Origin of the sequence: Salinisphaera dokdonensis CL-ES53, assembly GCF_040361215.1 — a bacterium.
GTDB lineage: Bacteria > Pseudomonadota > Gammaproteobacteria > Nevskiales > Salinisphaeraceae > Salinisphaera > Salinisphaera dokdonensis.
Window position 1 is genome coordinate 1 of the sequence record NZ_APND01000003.1, and the last position, 14,923, is coordinate 14,923.

General features: G+C 64.3%; 13 protein-coding genes. 11 read left to right on the top strand and 2 right to left on the bottom strand.

Annotated elements, in window-relative coordinates; translation table 11 throughout:
* Positions 1-183: 183 nt before the first annotated feature.
* Entirely contained in the window at positions 184-1,881 is a 1,698-nt protein-coding gene (gene ilvD, locus SADO_RS09580) for a dihydroxy-acid dehydratase (protein ID WP_353110981.1), read from the bottom strand.
* A 195-nt stretch (positions 1,882-2,076) separates the two neighbouring features.
* The gene (locus SADO_RS09585) at positions 2,077-2,712 is read right to left on the bottom strand and encodes a peroxiredoxin (protein ID WP_353110982.1); all 636 of its coding nucleotides are present in this window, start codon (positions 2,710-2,712) and stop codon (positions 2,077-2,079) included.
* Positions 2,713-2,893: 181 nt separating this feature from the next.
* Here SADO_RS09585 and cutA point away from each other — a divergent pair, with 181 nt between their 5' ends.
* The 11 genes from cutA (at position 2,894) to SADO_RS09640 (ending at position 14,823) form a co-directional block, all read left to right on the top strand.
* Positions 2,894-3,235, top strand: a complete 342-nt coding sequence (gene cutA, locus SADO_RS09590; RefSeq protein ID WP_353110983.1) for a divalent-cation tolerance protein CutA — start codon at positions 2,894-2,896, stop codon at positions 3,233-3,235.
* On the top strand, positions 3,232-5,100 hold the full coding sequence (dsbD, locus tag SADO_RS09595; RefSeq protein ID WP_353110984.1) for a protein-disulfide reductase DsbD: 1,869 nt from the start codon (positions 3,232-3,234) through the stop codon (positions 5,098-5,100). Before cutA ends, dsbD begins: the two co-directional genes overlap by 4 nt.
* Positions 5,097-5,642 (top strand): TlpA family protein disulfide reductase, encoded by a 546-nt coding sequence (locus SADO_RS09600; RefSeq protein WP_353110985.1) that lies wholly within the window; start codon positions 5,097-5,099, stop codon positions 5,640-5,642. Before dsbD ends, SADO_RS09600 begins: the two co-directional genes overlap by 4 nt.
* A gap of 172 nt (positions 5,643-5,814) precedes the next feature.
* Positions 5,815-6,270, top strand: coding sequence for a type II 3-dehydroquinate dehydratase (aroQ, locus tag SADO_RS09605; RefSeq protein ID WP_353110986.1), 456 nt, complete (start codon positions 5,815-5,817; stop codon positions 6,268-6,270).
* Between the two features lie 6 nt (positions 6,271-6,276).
* A complete protein-coding gene (gene accB / locus SADO_RS09610) occupies positions 6,277-6,741 on the top strand; it encodes an acetyl-CoA carboxylase biotin carboxyl carrier protein (RefSeq protein WP_353110987.1) in 465 nt (154 codons plus the stop codon).
* Entirely contained in the window at positions 6,741-8,096 is a 1,356-nt protein-coding gene (gene accC / locus SADO_RS09615) for an acetyl-CoA carboxylase biotin carboxylase subunit (protein WP_353110988.1), read from the top strand. The genes accB and accC overlap by 1 nt, the downstream gene beginning before the upstream one ends.
* Positions 8,089-8,988: a 50S ribosomal protein L11 methyltransferase gene (gene prmA / locus SADO_RS09620; RefSeq protein WP_353110989.1), complete on the top strand. Its 900-nt coding sequence runs from the start codon at positions 8,089-8,091 to the stop codon at positions 8,986-8,988. Before accC ends, prmA begins: the two co-directional genes overlap by 8 nt.
* Positions 8,989-9,071: 83 nt before the next feature.
* Complete coding sequence (gene fis / locus SADO_RS09625) at positions 9,072-9,332, top strand: DNA-binding transcriptional regulator Fis (RefSeq protein ID WP_353110990.1); 261 nt, start codon at positions 9,072-9,074, stop codon at positions 9,330-9,332.
* Between the two features lie 92 nt (positions 9,333-9,424).
* Entirely contained in the window at positions 9,425-11,023 is a 1,599-nt protein-coding gene (gene purH / locus SADO_RS09630) for a bifunctional phosphoribosylaminoimidazolecarboxamide formyltransferase/IMP cyclohydrolase (RefSeq protein ID WP_353110991.1), read from the top strand.
* 141 nt (positions 11,024-11,164) lie between these two features.
* The gene (locus SADO_RS09635; RefSeq protein WP_353110992.1) at positions 11,165-13,810 is read left to right on the top strand and encodes a galactose oxidase early set domain-containing protein; all 2,646 of its coding nucleotides are present in this window, start codon (positions 11,165-11,167) and stop codon (positions 13,808-13,810) included.
* Positions 13,807-14,823, top strand: coding sequence for a hypothetical protein (locus SADO_RS09640; protein WP_353110993.1), 1,017 nt, complete (start codon positions 13,807-13,809; stop codon positions 14,821-14,823). Before SADO_RS09635 ends, SADO_RS09640 begins: the two co-directional genes overlap by 4 nt.
* Positions 14,824-14,923 lie beyond the last annotated feature (100 nt).

The window sequence follows — 14,923 nt, forward strand, 5'->3', positions numbered from 1 at the left end:
ACTAGCGTCTCGATTTCTGTCGGCATCTTCAAGATGCGAGGTCTTGCATCGTGCATGACGTGAGCTGGATCTGAATCCCAACTGGAACACAGCGGCGGTGCTTAGAAGCATCTCAGAATCCCCGAACATAAAAAAGCCCGCACGAAGCGGGCTTTCAATAGACAGCTAATCAATCAGCACCAATCACTCCGGCGCCTGATCCGTAACCGCCCCTTTCGAGGCCGTCCCCACCAACCGAGCATATTTCGCCAACACACCCCGAGTCGCATTCGGCGGCTTGGGCTGCCATGCCTTACGACGCTCGGCCAGCTCCTCGTCGCTGACGTCGAGATGCAGCTTGCGCTCGCGCGCGTCGATGGTAATGGTGTCGCCTTCCTGTACCAGGGCGATATTCCCACCTACGGCAGCTTCCGGCGCAACATGCCCAACAACCATGCCGTAGGTGCCGCCGGAGAAACGGCCGTCCGTGATTAGGCCGACTTCCTCGCCCAAGCCGCGGCCGACGATGGCGGACGTCGGCGAGAGCATTTCGCGCATGCCGGGGCCGCCTTTCGGGCCTTCGTAGCGAATGACGACGACATCGCCGGAGACGATCCTCTCGTCGACGATCGCCTGCATGGCTTCCTCTTCGGAATCGAACACGCGGGCGGGGCCGGTGATGGCCGGGTTCTTGAGACCGGTGATCTTGGCGACACCGCCCTCTTCGGCCAGATTGCCCTTGAGGATGGCGAGGTGGCCGGACTTATACAGCGCCTCTTCCATCGGCAGAATGACCTTCTGGCTCTTCGGCGGCTCGTCGGGCACGTCGGCCAGCGTTTCGGCCAGCGTTTCGCCGGTGATGGTCAGGCAATCGCCATGCAGCAGACCGGCGTTCAGCAGCATCTTGAGCACCTGCGGGATGCCGCCGGCGGCGTGCAGCTGGGTGACTACGAAACGGCCGGACGGCTTGAGGTCGCAGAACACCGGCACCTTGGCGCGAATGCGCTCGAAGTCGTCGATGGTGAGGTTCACATCCGCGGCCTGGGCGATGGCCAGCAGATGCAGCACGGCGTTGGTGGAGCCGCCCACGGCCATGATCAGGGTGATGGCGTTCTCGAAGGCCTCGAACGTGAGCAGATCACGCGGTTTGATGTCTTTCTCGATCGCCTCGATCAACACTTCGGCCGAGCGCGCCGCGCTGTCGGCTTTTTCGGCATCCTCGGCAGCCATGGTCGAGGAGTACGGCAGGCTCATGCCCATCGCTTCGAACGCGCTCGACATGGTGTTGGCGGTGAACATGCCGCCACAGGAACCCGCCCCCGGGCAAGCATTGCATTCGACGGTCTTCACGCGTTCGTCGTCGATCGTACCGGCGATGCGCTGGCCGACGGCCTCGAACACAGAGACCACGGTGAGATCTTCGCCGAAGGCGTGACCGGGCTTGATGGTGCCGCCGTAGACAAAGATGGCCGGCACGTTCATGCGGGCAATGCCGATCATGGCACCCGGCATGTTCTTGTCGCAGCCGCCCAACGCCATCACGCCGTCCATGGATTCGCCCTGCACGGCGGTTTCGATGACGTCGGCAATGACTTCGCGCGAGACCAGCGAATACTTCATGCCCGGCGTGCCCATGGAAATGCCGTCAGACACGGTCACGGTGCCGAACATCTGCGACTTGGCGCCGCCGCCTTCGAGCGCAGCCTCGGCCCGCTTGGCGAGATCGTTCAGGCCCATGTTGCAGGGTGTGATGGTCGAGTAGCCGTTGGCGATGCCGACGATGGGCTTGTCGAAATCCTCGTCGGTATAACCCATCGCGCGCAGCATGGCGCGGTTGGGCGCGCGCGACGTGCCCTGGGTGACGACGTGACTGCGGCGTTGCTTGGGCGTGTCCTCGGCCATGGTGTTTCTCGTTGTTTGAAGGTTGATCGGATGACGGCGGCTGGGCCGACCGGCGGCGCGCCAATGCGGGCGGGCCCTGCGGCTATGCGTGGCGGTCGCCGTCGAGCGGCGTAGTATGCCGCGATCCGTGCAGTGCACACAAAAAAGGCGCGGCCTCGAAAGACCGCGCCCTTTTGTTCGCTGACGTAGCGCCGCTTACTTGTTCGGCTGCTTGGTCATGCGCAGGTAGGGCTTGAGCTCGTTCCAGCCCGCGGGAAACAGCTTCTCGGCTTCCTCGTTGGACAACGCGGGCGAAACGATCACGTCGTCGCCGTCCTGCCAGTTCGCCGGCGTGGTGACCTTGTAGTTGTCGGTCAGCTGCAGCGAATCGATCACGCGCAGGATCTCGTCGAAGTTGCGGCCGGCGCTCTTCGGATAGGTGAGCGTCATCCGGATCTTCTTGTTCTGATCGATGATGAACACCGAACGAACCGTCGACGTGTCGCCCGCGTTCGGGTGAATCATGTCGTAGAGCTCGGCGACCTTGCGATCGGTGTCGCCGATAATCGGGAAGTTGACCGCATTACCCTGGGTCTCTTCGATGTCCTTGGACCATTTCTTGTGGTCTTCCACCGAGTCCACCGATACGACGATGGCTTTCACGCCGCGCTTGGCAAAGCGCTCGGTCAGGCCGCCGACGGCGCCCAGTTCGGTCGTGCACACCGGCGTGAAGTCGGCCGGATGCGACATGAGCATGCCCCAGCCGTCGCCCAGCCATTCGTGGAAGTCGATCTCACCTTCGGTGGTGTCGGCGGTGAAGTTCGGTGCGGTATCGCCCAGTCGAAGACTCATGTTTGTCACTCCGTTCGTTGTTGTGGCGCGACTATAACAGCCGCTTTTTGGCGCCACTAAATAAGCCTGTTTACACCAACTATTCTGGGGTGCGCTCGCCGCGGTACAAGACATTGCCAATGATTCGGCCGTACCGCGGTACGGCGTCGCGCCCGAGCACCACACGTCCTAGAATGCGCGCATGAACGAAACCCGAAACGACGCCGACGCCCGGATGGTCTACGTGACCTGCCCGGACCGCGAGACCGCCCGCACGATCGCCAGCGCCCTGGTCGAACACCACGAGGCCGCCTGCGTGAATATCGTGCCCGGCCTGGAGTCGGTCTATCGCTGGCGGGGCAAGGTCGAGATCGACGAGGAACTGCTGCTGCTCATCAAGACTCGCGCAGCGCGCGTCGCCGACGTGCAGGCACGCGTCGAGTCCCTGCATCCGGATGAACTTCCCGAGGTGGTCGCAGTCCGTCTGTGCGACGGCTCCAAAGGCTATCTCGATTGGCTCGACCAGCAGACGACCCCGCAATGACGTCTTCCCCGGCTGCGGCGGGCCGAGCGCCCGCGCCTTACGCGCGCGCGTTCTTCTTATGCTCACTCTGTGTCCTGACGCTGCTGAGCGCGATCAGCGCGCCAGCCCGTGCCGCCGACGACTTCCTGCCGGTCGAGCAGGCGTTCGCGCCCAGCGCGGCACGCACCGTCGAGGGCGATATCGCCGTGACGTGGCAGGTCGCCGATACCTACTATCTGTATCGGCACGCCTTCGACTTTGCCCTGGTCGACGCCGGCCCCGCCCGCATCGGCGAGCCGCAGATTCCCGACGGCGAAAAGCACGAGGACGAGTTCTTCGGCCCGGTCGAAACCTATCGCGATAGCGTGACCGTGCGCCTGCCGGTCGAGGACGGCCCCGAGCTGGCGGACGAGGCGCGTATCGAAGTCACCTACCAGGGCTGTGCCGATGCCGGCCTGTGCTATCCACCGCAGACAATCGCGCTCGATATCGCAGACGCGCCCGCAGGCGCCACGGCTACAGCCGAGACGACGACCAACACGTCTACCGGCACGGGTGACAGCGCATCCGACAGCTTTCTGACCCAACAGGACGACCTCGCCGGCCGCCTGGCTAATGCGGACACGCTGTCGACGCTCGGCCTGTTCTTCGTATTCGGTCTGCTTCTGGCGTTCACGCCGTGCATTCTCCCGATGATTCCGATTCTGTCAGGGTTGATCGTGGGCGCCAACGCGCCGCCGCGGCGCGCCTTCGCCCTGTCGGTGGCCTATGTGCTGGCAATGGCGCTGGCGTACACGGTGTTCGGCGTGATCGCCGGCTATTTCGGCGCCAACCTGCAGGCCGCGCTGCAGATGCCGGCCGTGCTGATTCCATTCGCCGGCGTGTTCGCCCTGCTCGCGCTGGCGGCATTCGGTGTTTTCCAGTTGCAGGTGCCCGGCGCGCTACAGGCACGGCTCGGCGGCCTCGGCACGCGTCGCGGCGGGCTCGCGGGCGCCGGCATCATGGGCTTTTTCTCCGCGCTGATCGCCGGGCCCTGCCTCGCCCCGCCACTGGTCGGCGCGCTGCTCTATATATCCAGTAGCGGTGACATGCTGCTGGGCGGCGCAGCGCTGTTCATGCTCGGCCTGGGCATGGGCGTGCCGCTGATCGCGATCGGCGTGTTCGGCGCGCGGATCATGCCGCATGCCGGCGCCTGGATGAACGAGTTCCGGGTCGCCTCGGGCGTCGTGCTGCTGATGGTCGCGTTGTGGTTGCTGTCCCGCATCCTGCCGGCTGACGTGACGCTGGCCGGCTGGGGCCTGATCGCGCTCGGGTACGGCAGCTATCTGTCGACGCTGGCCACACAGACCCGAGCCGCCACCGCCATCAAGCGCGCGCTCGTGTTTGCGGTGCTCGTTTATGCCGGGGCCGCGCTGACCGGCGTGCTCATAGGCGGCGGCACGGCACTGCGGCCGCTCGCCGGGTTGGGCACGGCGGCCAACGGCGCGACGAGCACCGCCGACGTCGAATCCCCCTTCACCCGTATCGATAATCTGGAACAACTTCAAGCGGCGCTCGATACCGCACGCGCCAACGGCCGGCCCGCGGTCGTGGATTTCTATGCCGACTGGTGTGTCGAGTGCGTCGAGATGGAGCATGGCCTGTTCGCGGATCCGGCCGTGCGCGATGCGCTATCGAACGTGGCCGCGCTGCAGGTCGACGTCACCGATTACGACGATGTCGATCGCAAACTCATGCGTGAGCTGGATGTCTTCGGCCCGCCGACCGTGCTGTTCTATCGCGCGAACGGCGAAGAAGCCGCCGATCAGCGCCTGATCGGCAAGATCGATACCGACGGCTTTATCGAGCGCCTGAACCGTCTGGACCATGCGGGTAACGCACCATGAGTCGACCGCTCCGCAACCTCGTCGGACTGGCGCTGATCGCCCTGTTCGTTGCAGGTGGATCGCTGGCCTACTGGCTGGCCGCCGAAGACCACCCCGTACGCCCGGACTTCAGCCTGCCCGATCTGCAGGGCAATCCGCATGCGATCGGCGATTACGATGGCCAGGTGGTGGTACTCAACTTCTGGGCCAGCTGGTGCAAGCCGTGTCGCGAAGAGGTGCCCATGCTCATCGACGCCCAGAACGAGTGGGGCGACGAGGGCCTGCAGGTGATCGGCCTGGCCGTCGACCCACCTGAAGCCGCTCGCGATTTTGCGGCGGACTACAACATCAACTACCCCGTGCTGGCCGACCCCACCGAGGGCGCACGTATCCAGGACCGCTATACGGCCGAAGGCACACCGGCCGGCGTATTGCCCTACACCGCCATCATCGACCGTGACGGCCATATCGTTGCGCGCATCGCCGGTGCGCTGAACCACGCCAAACTGGCCGACATCGTGCAGCCGTTGCTCGAAAATGAGGCATCTGCGACCAAAGAGTGACGAGCAGCCCGCCGCGCCCGCCGAATGCGATTGCAATGCGCCTTGCGCTGAGGGGAACTTCGGCGAACTACCGACAATACGGTAGCGAACGGTCACGAAAATCCGCGGCGGATGGTTGTAACGCTGATTTCCTTGGGGCAGACTCCAAGCATCGCCATACAAGGACGGCCGCGTGGCTCATTTTCTGCTGCTCAACGGACCCAATCTGAACCTGCTCGGCAGCCGCGAGCCCGGCGTCTATGGCCACGACACCCTGCCCGCAATCGAACAGCGCCTCGCCGCGCGCGCCGCTGAACACGGGCATACGCTGAGCTGCTTCCAGTCCAACAGCGAAGGCACCCTGATCGACCGCCTGCATGCCGCCCGCGATGAAGACGTGGCCTGCGTGCTGTTCAACCCGGCGGCGTTCACCCATACCAGCGTCGCCCTGCGCGACGCGCTGCTGGCCAGCGAGCTGGCCTGTATCGAGATTCATCTATCGAACACCGCGAAGCGCGAAGCGTTTCGCCACCATTCCTATTTTGCCGATATCGCGATCGGCACCATCACCGGCTTCGGCGCACAGGGGTATGTGATGGCCCTGGATGCGGCCATCGCGCGTGCCGCCGAACCGACTCGGGAGAACTGAAACCTCATGGATATCCGCAAGCTCAAGAAGCTCATCGAGCTGGTCGAGGATTCCGGCATTGCCGAACTCGAGATCACCGAAGGCGAGGAATCGGTCCGTATCGGCCGTTATCCCGCACCGGGCAGCGTCCCCGCCGCACCGCCGGCTGCCGCACCCGCCCCGGCTGCTGCGCCGCCCGCCGCGGGCGGTGGTGAGCAGCCCGCGCCGGCCGCCAAGGAAGAGGACGACACGCCGGACGGCCAGATCGTGCGTTCGCCGATGGTCGGCACCTTCTATCGCGCGCCGTCGCCGGATGCCAAGCCGTTCGTCGACGTGGGCGACAAGATCGGGCCCAGCGACACGCTATGCATCATCGAAGCGATGAAGATGCTCAACCAGATCGAGGCCGAAGTGTCCGGCGAGGTCAGCGAAGTGCTGGTCGAGAACGGTCAGCCGGTCGAATTCGATCAGCCGCTATTCGTGGTGAAGTGATGCTCGGCAAGGTTCTGATCGCCAACCGGGGCGAGATCGCGCTGCGGATACTGCGTGCCTGCCGGGAACTCGATGTTCCGGTTGTCGCCGCCTATTCGACCGCGGACCGGGAACAGAAACACGTGCTGCTCGCAGAGGAAGCGGTGTGCATTGGCCCGGCCGATAGCTCCAAGAGCTATCTCAACATGGCCACGCTGATGAGCACGGCCGAAGTGACCGGCGCGAGCGCCATCCACCCGGGCTATGGTTTCCTGTCGGAAAGCCCTGATTTTGCCGAGAGCGTGGAGCAGTCGGGCTTCATCTTTATCGGCCCGCGCGCCGAGACGATTCGCCTGATGGGCGACAAGACCTCGGCGATTCAGGAAATGCAGGCCGCGGGCGTGCCCTGCGTGCCGGGCTCCGGCGGGCCGCTGGGCGCCGACGATGCGGCCAACCGCAAGCTGGCCCAGAAGATCGGCTTCCCGGTCATCATCAAGGCGGCCGGCGGTGGCGGCGGACGCGGCATGCATGTCGTGTACGAAGCCAAGGCGCTGGCGGGCGCGATCGACATGGCGCGCCGCGAGGCGGCCAGCTTCTTCGGCAACCCGGCCGTCTACATGGAGAAGTATCTCGAAAAGCCACGGCATATCGAGGTGCAGGTGCTTGCCGATCATCACGGCAACGCCATCCATCTGGGCGAACGCGACTGCTCGCCGCAGCGTCGCCATCAGAAGGTGGTGGAGGAAGCGCCGGCACCGGGCATAACCCCGGCCGAGCGCGAACATATCGGCAAGCTGTGTACCGATGCCTGCAAGCGCATTGGTTATCGCGGCGCGGGCACCTTCGAATTTCTGTACGAAAACGGCGAGTTCCATTTCATCGAAATGAACACGCGTATCCAGGTCGAGCATCCGGTCACGGAAATGATCACCGGCGTGGATCTCGTCGCCGAACAGCTGCGCATCGCGGCCGGCCACGAACTGCGCTACAAGCAGGAAGATATCGTGGTGCGCGGCCATGCCATCGAATGCCGCGTGAACGCCGAGCACTCGGAGACGTTCGTGCCTTCGCCCGGCAAGATCACGGCTTATCACGCACCGGGCGGCCCGGGTATTCGCATGGATTCGCATATCTATGCCGGCTACAGCGTGCCGCCTTATTACGATTCGCTGATCGGCAAGCTGATCGCCCACGGCGACGACCGGGCCGCGGCGACCGCGCGTCTGGACATGGCGCTGTCGGAGATGGTCGTGGAGGGCATCAACACGAATATCGCCCTGCACAAGCGCATCATCCACGACCCGGCCCATATCGAAGGCGGCGTGTCGATTCACTGGCTGGAGAAGAAGCTCAAGGAAGAAAGCAGCCGTGGATGAGCCGGCCGCTCCGGTGGCCTGGCTGCAGATCACGGTCGAGACAGAGCGCGCTTCCCTGGCGGAGGCGATCTTCGAAAGCTTCGACGCCGAAGCCGTCACCGTGCTCGACGCCGGCGACGACATCACGGTCGAGAACACGCCGCACGAGCACCCCGGCTTCGAGGCGTCGCGCGTAACCGGCCTGTTTACCCACGGCACGCTCGCTGCACCCATCGAGCGCGCACTGCAGGACACGCTGGGTAACGACGCCACCATCGAAGTAAACACGCTGGCCGACGAACACTGGGCCAGCGCCTGGCTGGCCCAGCATCCGCCGCTGCACTTCGGGCATCGGCTGTGGATTGCGCCGCACGAGGCGCCGGTGGACGTGGATGACGATGCGATCGTCGTGCGTCTCGATCCGGGCCTGGCTTTCGGTACCGGAACCCATCCCACTACCGCGCTGTGCCTGGAGTGGTTGGCCGAAGCAGATATAGCCGGCCGCCACGTGCTCGACTACGGCTGCGGATCGGGGATTCTCGCGGTGGCTGCAGCCCGTCTTGGGGCCGCATCGGTCACGGCCGTGGATATCGACGATCAGGCTGTCCGCGCGACCCGCGAAAACGCCGAGCGCAACGGCGTGAGCCAATGCATCGAAACGCCGGCACTCGACGGTATCGGCGCCCGCACCTTCGATATCGTGCTGGCCAACATTCTGGCCAAGCCGCTGATCGCGCTTGCGCCGACCCTGACTGGACATGCCGCACCCGGCGCACCGCTGGTGCTATCCGGGCTGCTCACACGCCAGATCGAAGATGTGAAAAACGCCTACACGGGCGCATTCACCTTCGAAGAAAGCGCGATACGCGAAGACTGGGTGCGTCTAGATGCAAGGCGCAACGGGCACGACTGACGACTCGCCGAAAGTCGCCTTTCTCTGGGCGAAAAATGCCGTTATAGTTTTGCGCCTTCGCCCCCCGAGCGACCCTGCACGGAATGACGCAGATCGACCCAGACGCCGAATCTCAGCCGCTCAGTCACTACGTCGGCGCCAGTCTCGATCGTTACTTCGATTCGCTCAACGGCTGCGCGCCACCGCGCGATCTGTACCAGATGGTGCTGGAGCAGGTAGAAAAGCCTCTGCTCGAACGCGTACTCGACTACAGCGAGGGCAACCAGTCGCGCGCCGCACAGATGCTCGGCATCAATCGCGGCACGCTGCGCAAGAAGCTGCGCAGCTACGCGCTCGATCGCTGACGTTTCGAAAAAACGACCAGACCCCACCACCCGCGCTGCGGGTGTTTTTGTTTCCATCGGATAGAAATCCGCACTACGGATAGAAGGCCATCGTGACCGATACCGCAAACACCGCCACCCCGATTCGCCGCGCGCTGATCAGTGTTTCCGACAAGACGGGCGTTGCCGATTTCGCCCGCGTGCTTTCCGAACGTCACGGCGTCGAGATCCTGTCGACCGGCGGCACGGCGCGCGCGATGCGCGAAGCCGGCGTACCGGTGGTGGACGTGGCCGAGCATACCGGCGCGCCGGAGATCATGGACGGGCGCGTGAAGACGCTGCATCCGAAGATCCACGGCGGCATTCTCGGTCGCCGCGGCACGGACGATGCCGTTATGGACGAACACGCCATCGCGCCGATCGATCTGGTGGTGGTCAATCTCTATCCGTTCGAGCAGACCATTGCGGCGGCCGACTGCAGCCGCGCCGACGCGATCGAGACCATCGATATCGGCGGCCCGGCCATGCTGCGTGCCGCTGCCAAGAACCACGACTATGTAACGCTCGTAGTCGACGCTGCAGACTACGATGCCGTGCTGGCGGACCTGGACGACCATAAGGGCACGACCACGGCCACACGCCGTCGCCTGGCCGCCAAGGGCTTCAGCCATACCGCCAGCTACGATCGCGCGATCGCCGACTATCTGCGCAGCGACAGCGATGTGCCGGACAGCCCCGCAGACGACGCCCTGCCCGAGCGCTTTGTCGGTACCTTCCAGAAACGCCAGGACCTGCGCTACGGCGAGAACCCGCATCAGCGCGCTGCGCTCTATGCCGCCGACACAGCCGTGGCAGCCAGTCTGGTCGATGCACGGGTGTGTCAGGGCAAGGCGCTGTCCTATAACAATCTGGCCGACTCCGATGCGGCACTGGCCTGTGTACGCGCGTTCGACCAGGCCCCGGCCTGTGTGATCGTCAAACACGCCAATCCCTGTGGCGTGGCTGTCGCAGCCGATCTGAAGACGGCCTACGAGCGCGCCTTTGCTACCGACCCGACCTCGGCCTTCGGCGGCATCATCGCCTTCAACCGGACGCTGGACCGAGCGACCGCGGAACAGATTCTTGCGAACCAGTTCGCCGAGGTGATCCTCGCGCCGCGGATCGACGACGACGCGCTGGGCGTGTTTTCCCAGAAGAAGAACCTGCGCGTGATTGCGACTGGGGATTTTCGCCCAAATAGCGAGTCCAAACTCGCCATACGCCAGATTGCCGGCGGTCTGCTGGTGCAGGACGACGACAGCCTGCTGTTCGATCGTGACAAGCTCGATGTCGTCACCAAGGCGCAGCCGGACGGCACCCAGTTGCAGGATCTTCTGTTCGCCTGGCGGGTGGCCAAGTTCGTCAAATCCAATGCCATCGTTTATGCGCGCGACGGACGCACAATCGGCATTGGCGCAGGCCAGATGAGCCGCGTGGATTCAGCGCGAATCGCTGGTTTGAAGGCCGCCGATGCAGGCCTGGACGTGGCCGGATCGGTGATGGCGTCCGATGCTTTTTTCCCGTTCCGCGATGGCCTCGATGCCGCCGCGCAAGTCGGTGTACGCGCTGTAATTCAGCCCGGCGGATCGATCCGTGACGACGAGGTGATCGCGGCAGCTGACGAGGCCGATATCGCCATGCTGTTCACCGGGATTCGACACTTCCGCCACTAGGGCGCGACGGCTTTCCGACATTCGCCCGCGTTTGCGTCATTTAATTGACGCGTGTTATCACTTCTCCTGACCGATCGATAAATAATATCAATTAAGGCACAACCACGGCCCCTCTACCGTGGTTCAGAGGAGTGGAAAACAATGCGAATCGTCATGTCTGCGGCAGCCGCGGCCGCGCTAACCTTATCCGTGTCGGCTACGCCGGCGCTGGCCGCCCTGGATGGCGGCTTGCTCGGCAAGCTTCTGAATGCGGGCCAGAGCGACAACGCCGGCGCCCAGACCGAAGGCTCGGCCGAGGCACAAACCGATGGCAGCTCGATGCAGGCGAATGCCGATGCGAGCGCCGACGCTGGTAACGAAGCCGGCTCGGATGCAATGGCCCCCGAGGTCGGCGGCAGCTTCAGCGAGCCGTTTGCCGAACCGACCATCACGGTCGACCAGGAAGAAGTCACCACCGACGAACGCTGCATCCCGGGCGCCGACGGCTCCCTGAACTGCAAGCCCGCCGCCGGCACCATTGCCGTGCTGGGTGACGGCCGTTTCGTCTATCTCAACGCCCTTGAAGGCACCGAGAACGTGGAGCTGTCCATCGTCGCCGAATTCGGCGAGGTCTCGGTGAACGATCAGTCGCGCGTGCTGACGCTCGACGAAAACGACAACCCGACCTGGACCCGCCCCGCGCCCAATGATGGCGGCGCGAATCCGGACGGCAACGACAGCGAAACGATCGCACGCGGCCTGCCCGGCGTGCCGAACGGCGTCCTGTCCACCGCCGACAACACCGACAAGAACGACGGCGCGCTGTTCTGTGCCGACGTCGTGTTTCTGGCCGACGGCAGCATGATGGCCGTAGGCGGCACCGACTATTACACCGAGCCGGGCGTCGACGGCGTGCCGGTCGGCGTGGTCGAGCTCGAGGGTCTGAAGTCCTCGCGTATCTTCGACCCGGAAACGAATACCTGGACGCAGAGCGGCGACATGAAGTTCGGTCGCTGGTATCCGAGCCTGGTGACCATGGCTGGCGGCGATGTGTTCGTGGCCAGTGGCGTGACCAAGCTGCTCAAGCCGGTTTACCCGGAGCAGCCGCTGAACTCGGGTCGTAACGTGGTCCAGACCGAGACCTACGACATCGACAACGGCACCTGGAGCGAGAACGGCGATGCCGCTCAGCGCACTCTGCCGCTGTTCCCGCGCATGCACCTGCTGCCCAACGGTCAGGTTTACTACAACGCCGGCGGCCAGGCCTTCAATCCCTTCGGCCAGGCCTATGACCAGGCGCTGTGGAACATCGTCGCGGCCTACGATCCTGAAACCAAGAACTGGACGGATCTCGGCTATGCCGGCCTGCCGCTCAAGCTCAACGAAGTCGGCCTGAGCCAGCTGACCAGCACGCTCAACCCGACCAATCTGAATGCGGATCAGGTTCAGAGCACGCTGACCGAGCTGGTCGGTACGACGCTTAGCAACCCGACTGGGGCGATTGAAGGTCTGCTGGAAACGCCAGTCGATGCCCGCGCGCTGGAGCGTGTCGTCGGTGCCGGCATGCGTGGCTCGACCTTCTCGGCCATGCTGCCCATGAAGCCCGACGCAAACGGCGGCTATCACGAAGCCGAGTTCCTGACCGCAGGCGGTGTGCCGACCTACGTGACCGTGGGCAGCCCGGGCGGCTACCTGCCGGTCTCCTCGTCGCGTATCGATACCGTGACGGTCAACAACGACGAAATGAGCTACGAGTCGCGCCTCACCGGCCCGCTCAGCCAGCCCCGCTGGTACGGCTACTCCGTCGTCATGCCGGACAATGGCGTGATGGTCTTTTCCGGTGGCACGCGTGATGGTGTGGTGGTGCCGGGTCTGGAAGGCGCTATCCGCCAGACCGAGCGTTTCGATATCGAAACCGAGACCTGGACCCCGATGGCCACAGCGCATCGTCCGCGTACGTACCACAACACCGCCGTGCTGATGCCGGACGGTCGCATCCTGGTGGGCGGCCATTCGCCGATCAACACGGCCTATCTGTCCTTCATCAACCTCGAGGGCATTGGCCTGGCGGACTACCAGAGCCGCGATCCGTCCTTCGAGATCTACACGCCGCCGTATGCCATGCGTGACGACCGGCCTGTGATCGAAGACGCGCCGACCGAACTCGAAACCGACGGCGATACGTTCACCATGACGGTGAGCAACCCGGACGTGGATCAGGTCATGCTCATTCGTCGCACCGCGACGACCCATCTGGTCGACGGCGACCAGCGTGCAGTCGTACTGCCGATCGCTTCCAAGAACGGCAACGAACTGACCGTGCAGATGACCGGCAACCCGGCCGTGCTGCCCGCCGGCCAGTACATGATGTTCGCCAGCTACGAAGCCAGCGACGGCAAGCGTGTACCTTCGGTCTCGACCCCGGTGGGCATCGCACCGAACCCGAGCGCCCAGGGCGACATCGATCAGCCTGAACCGGCCCCGGTCGAGGAAAGCGAAGACGGCAGCCTGTTCACCGGCGGTACCGGTAACGCGCTCGACGGCTCAGTGTCTCCGCTGCTGCCGGTCACCGACCTGCTGAGCGGCGTCACCAGCGCCATCCCGGGCCCGGAAACCGCCATCACTGGCGCACCGGCGGTCGGCGAGGAACTCGCCAACTTCGGTGAGCGTAGTGGCGGTCTGCTGCAGGAGACCGTAAAGAGTCTGCCAACAGCCGGTGAAGGCCTGGTCCGAGACCTGACCAACGCCGCGGGTGACAGCGGCGACGGCGAAGACGACGGTGGTGACACCGGCGCCGAGACGCCGTGATCGGGCTATCTAGCCTCAGCCGGCCGCTTGCGAGCGGCCGGCTTTTTATTGGTCTGTGCTTCGTGTTGTGGGCCGGCTTTGTCTTTGCCCACGGTGGTGACGACGACAAGGCACCGGTAGAGGCCGCTCTTGCGCCTCTCCCCGCGGAACTCGAGGGCATTCACGTACAGCTGCGTCGTACGCTTGCGCCGCAGTTGCTGGTAGCCAACCCGACCGACAAGGAACTCACCGTCTTCGACAGCGACGGCCGGGCATTCTTGCGTATCGGTCCGGGCGCCACACAGGCAGACCTAGGGGCAGCAGCCTTCCATCGCACCAACACACTGATGGCGCCCGGCGCGATAAAAGCCGATGCATCAAAGGCGCCCAACTGGCAAACCGTCGAAGCCACGCCGAACTGGGGCTGGTTCGATCTGCGCCTGCGTACCGACGCAGTCGCCGTGCCACACGAGATAGTCGATCGCGGCAAACGTGCCGAAGTCGGGCAATGGTCCATTCCAGTACAGCTGGGTGATCAGAAAGCCGCGATTAAGGGCCATTTCGCATTCGCTCCCAAGCCGGCCGGCATTCCCGAGGCTCGGGTCGCCGATACGGGCGCGCTTGGTGATGTCGCACTCGTACGAGCCATGAACGGCAGTGCGCGTATCGGTCTGTTCTTGTCGTACCGCGGCAGCGAACCGATGATCGTGCATGGCGCGGTCGATGAGCCGATGCTGCGTTTCGACAGCACCGGCGTTTCGGTCAACCGGCATAGTCCGACCTGGAAAGATGTGGCGCCCGCCGGCGCCCCGCCCTACCAGGCCGGTGACGGCACCGATTGGGCACGGGTTTCGTCGCAGCGCAGTTACGGCTGGGTCGACCCGCGTGCAGGCCACCTCGGCACTGTCGAAGCCACAGACGAAACCTCGGTGATCAAGAACTGGACGATCCCGGTCACGGTTGGCGACAGCAAAAGCGCGATCGAAGGCGTCACCGAATGGAAGCCCGTCAAGCCGCTGGCCAAGGCGGACTGACACCCACCTGACCTGTCTGGGCGTGCCCGATGTCGATGTGGCTCGGGCACGCTACAGATATTCTATGCAAGAACCAACAAACTAAGCATTTGCTGAGTTT